This is a genomic window from Bacillus sp. P4_D3 (assembly GCF_056401855.1).
This window is the reverse complement of the sequence record NZ_JBFUIN010000322.1, coordinates 1-3,688: the sequence shown is the minus strand read 5'-3', so window position 1 is coordinate 3,688 and position 3,688 is coordinate 1. Positions and strand designations below refer to the sequence as shown.

Annotated in this window: 3 protein-coding genes; 1 reads left to right on the top strand and 2 read right to left on the bottom strand. The window is 35.2% G+C overall.

Features of this window, described 5'->3' with window-relative positions:
- On the top strand, positions 1 to 631 hold a 631-nt coding region (locus tag AC1DTM_RS20285), incomplete at its 5' end, for a nucleoside hydrolase (RefSeq protein WP_477000733.1).
- Between the two features lie 142 nt (positions 632 to 773).
- On the opposite strand, the gene AC1DTM_RS20280 is transcribed toward AC1DTM_RS20285, so the two are convergent.
- Together AC1DTM_RS20280 and AC1DTM_RS20275 are read right to left on the bottom strand one after the other, a co-directional pair.
- Positions 774 to 1,640 (bottom strand): MBL fold metallo-hydrolase, encoded by an 867-nt coding sequence (locus AC1DTM_RS20280; RefSeq protein ID WP_131231887.1) that lies wholly within the window; start codon positions 1,638 to 1,640, stop codon positions 774 to 776.
- A 395-nt stretch (positions 1,641 to 2,035) separates the two neighbouring features.
- Entirely contained in the window at positions 2,036 to 3,349 is a 1,314-nt protein-coding gene (locus AC1DTM_RS20275; protein WP_016104808.1) for a hemolysin family protein, read from the bottom strand.
- Positions 3,350 to 3,688: the final 339 nt, after the last annotated feature.

Below are 3,688 nucleotides of genomic sequence, written 5' to 3'. Positions count from 1 at the left end.
TCATATAATAGAGACTCTTCTACAAACTGATGGAAAAACAACTTTATTATTTACAGGGCCCCTGACTGACCTTGCCCGTGCATTATATGAAGTACCTGTAATCGAAGAAAAAATTGAACGTCTCGTTTGGATGGGCGGCACATTTCGTACTGCGGGAAATGTACATGAGCCAGAACATGACGGAACAGCCGAATGGAATTCATTTTGGGATCCCGAAGCAGTATCTCGTGTTTGGGATGCTAATATAGTAATTGATTTAGTAACTCTAGAAAGTACTAATCAGGTTCCACTAACTGTAGACGTACGTGAACGTTGGGCAAAAGAGCGAAAGTATATTGGTGTTGACTTCCTTGGTCAATGCTATGCAATGGTCCCTCCTCTCGTTCACTTTTCAACTAACTCTACCTACTATTTGTGGGATGTATTAACTACTGCATTTGTTGGAAACACTGATCTCGTAAAAACACAAATGATTACTAGTATCGTTCATACATACGGACCCAGCCAAGGACGTACAGTGGAAACTGCTAACGGAAGACCAGTAAATGTCGTTTATGATGTGAAACGTGATGCATTCTTTGAATATATTACTGAATTAGCTAAAAAAGCTGCTAATCACAACCAGTGTTGAAAGCCGTATAAACCCAGGTGATGAGCCAGCCAAAAAATTTAGAAATTGGTTGGAACTTAATATTTAATTTTTAAAAAGAGTATTGAATTAAATTTCAATACTCTTTTTGTGCAGTTTAATGCTATTTGATTAGAGTTGTGTTTTACAGATTATCCATCTCGTAACCATTGACAAAATACGTTATTGTTTCTAGTTCATCCTCATTTAATTCTCTATCTAGCTCTTGTTTATACGCCGCCTTTATCTTCTCTTCATCGCCTTTATGAGTTTCCGTATAAGTTCCTACTGTTTTTAGCAAATGAATTTCTTGTGAAAACTCATCCCGATTTATAGCTGTCCCATGGGAAAGAATATATGTCTCAGCATCAAATTTCTCTAATTCTTGTATCAGTTTAAACGTTCGTTTCGTTGTATAGTTCCGCTTTGCAGAAAAGATATCTGCATATATACAGTCTCCTAAAAACAAAATCTTTTCTTCTTTAATATAAATAACAACAGAGTCATGAGAATGGTCTCCGCCCACATGCTCTAACACACATGTCACATCACCAAGGTCTAATTCAAGTTGTTTCTGAAAGGTTAAGGGCGGCGGAAGAATTTGAATATTTCTTGGTTTTTCACTGAACTCTTTTTTTATACAGTCCGCACAAAATTCAATTTCTGTACCTTCTTTCACTCGTGCGTCCAATGCCTCATCCGACCACTCATAAGAAACAAGTGTGTTCATCTCTTTTTTTGTTTCAAAATGTGCGATAGACAATGCATTTTGTAATACAGGCAATCCAAAAATATGATCCCAGTGCCAATGCGTTAATGCTACAAAATCAGGATTTGAGATATTTTGTTCTTTTAGCATTTCTAAAAACAATTGTGTATGTGCTTCTGAATTACCTGCATCTATCATCAAAGTCTTTTCTTTTCCAACTACCATTCCTAAGATAGGTCTATCAGTCTCGGAAACGGGTGTCATATACCAAAATGCGTTTCCTATTTTTTTAATTTGCTGCATAACTATTGCCTCCATTTTATGACTGTGTAAAAATTCCCAGCCGAGAAATTTCTTTATTCTTTATTTTGATTACTAGTAAATAACAATGTCAGAAATGAAATCATTCTACATTTTTTATTATCTAGTGAAATACAAATACTAATGATAATTTTGACAGGTAATCCTTTCTCGATATTTGTTACCTTTAATCTATTTTACGCTACGAACTTGCCTTTAAATTATATTACAATTTGTATAAATGAGATACATTTTACAATATCGAAGGAGTGCTGAACCGTGAATGCAAAGGAAACAATCATTCCCTATTTCGATAATGTGTTAACAGATAAAAAGTTGATTAATCAATGAATTTAATGAGGAAGGCTACCATGTTATCAGCTGAATAAAAGCAGCAACTATACAGTTGCTGCTTCCAACATTTCTTTTTGTATTTCAACACGTTTGATTTGGTGAGGGTCTTTAGAAAGAATTTTAAATGCATATCCTTCGCTATTTACTGTTTGCCCTTCTTGGATATCATAATTCTGCATCAGAATCCAACCACCAATCGTGTCAACATCACTATCATTCATATGTAATCCTAGTAAATCATTTAATTCGCTAATTAATACCTTACCTTCTACGACAACATGACCTTCATTCATTTGCTGAATGGGCGGACGCTCATCTTCATCGTATTCATCACGTATTTCTCCTACAATCTCTTCCAGAATATCCTCAATGGTTACAATACCAGCCGTACCGCCGTATTCATCATATAACACAGCCAACGGAATACGTTTCTTTTGCATTTGTAGTAAAAGATTATGTATTGGTATGGTCTCAATTACTTCAATTACTGGACGCGTATACGATTGAATAGAACTGAATTCTTTTGCTTCCTTATTCATATAACGGATAAAGAAATCTTTCACATTCACCATACCAATGATTTCATCTTTATCTTCCCCAAATACTGGGTAACGTGTGTACTTTTCATCACGGATTATTTTCATATGGTCTGCTAAAGAATTATCTACATGTAGCCCTATAATTTCTGTACGAGGGACCATGATTTCTTTCGCAATACGATTATCAAATTCAAAAATATTATTTACATATTTGTATTCAGCCTGATTAATTTCTCCACGTTCATAACTTTCAGAAAGAATCAATCGTAATTCTTCTTCTGTATGTGCTACATCATGCTCTGATGCAGGTTTTAAGCCGAACATTCCTGTTATCATCCTTGCAGAGCCATTTAACAAGCGAATAAACGGATACATGATTTTGTAGAACCAGATAAGCGGAGCCGAAAGTAATAAAGTAACCTTCTCAGCCTTTTGAATCGCGAATGTTTTTGGTGCTAATTCACCAACTACAACATGTAAGTACGTCATAATAGTAAAAGCAATTCCTAAAGATAATACACCTGCAATGGAAGGATTGATGTTCCACTTATCAAATAAAGGATGTAAAAGTCTCTCAATCGTTGGTTCACCTAGTGCCCCAAGTCCCATTGCTGTAACTGTAATCCCTAATTGACAAGCTGACAAATATTCATCCAAGTTTGATGTCACTTTCTTAGCTGCTAGCGCACCCTTCTTTCCTTCTAATACAAATTGATCAATCTTTGATCCTCTTACTTTTACAATAGCAAACTCAATTGCCACGAAAAATGCAGTACATGCGATTAAAACCGCTACCATGATTAAATTAAATATGTCCAACTAATTCCCTTAGCTTCCTTGAAACTAAAGGATTCACCTCCTGATATATTTTCTCTTTCCATACCTACAATTTCATACACTTTAACATGAGATTGAATACAATCTACATTCTCAAAATGATGAGAGGTACTTTGAGAAAATCGAGGTCATTTAGCCACCTATCCGAGTCAACATCTGAGTCCAATACATTTCCACCGCCTTGATTAAATTATCTATATGTTAGCATGAGAAATAAATCCCAGTCAACGTTAACATTTGAAATACCCTGAAAATTAAACAAAGAACTTCTCTCCCCTGTTTCATTAGATTTCTTAATGCGTGCACCAAACACTATACCAT

Excerpts from the sequence above, each read along its gene's own strand:
- AC1DTM_RS20280 (WP_131231887.1), bottom strand. The coding sequence starts at position 1,640 with ATGCAGCAAATTAAAAAAATAGGAAACGCATTTTGGTATATGACACCC.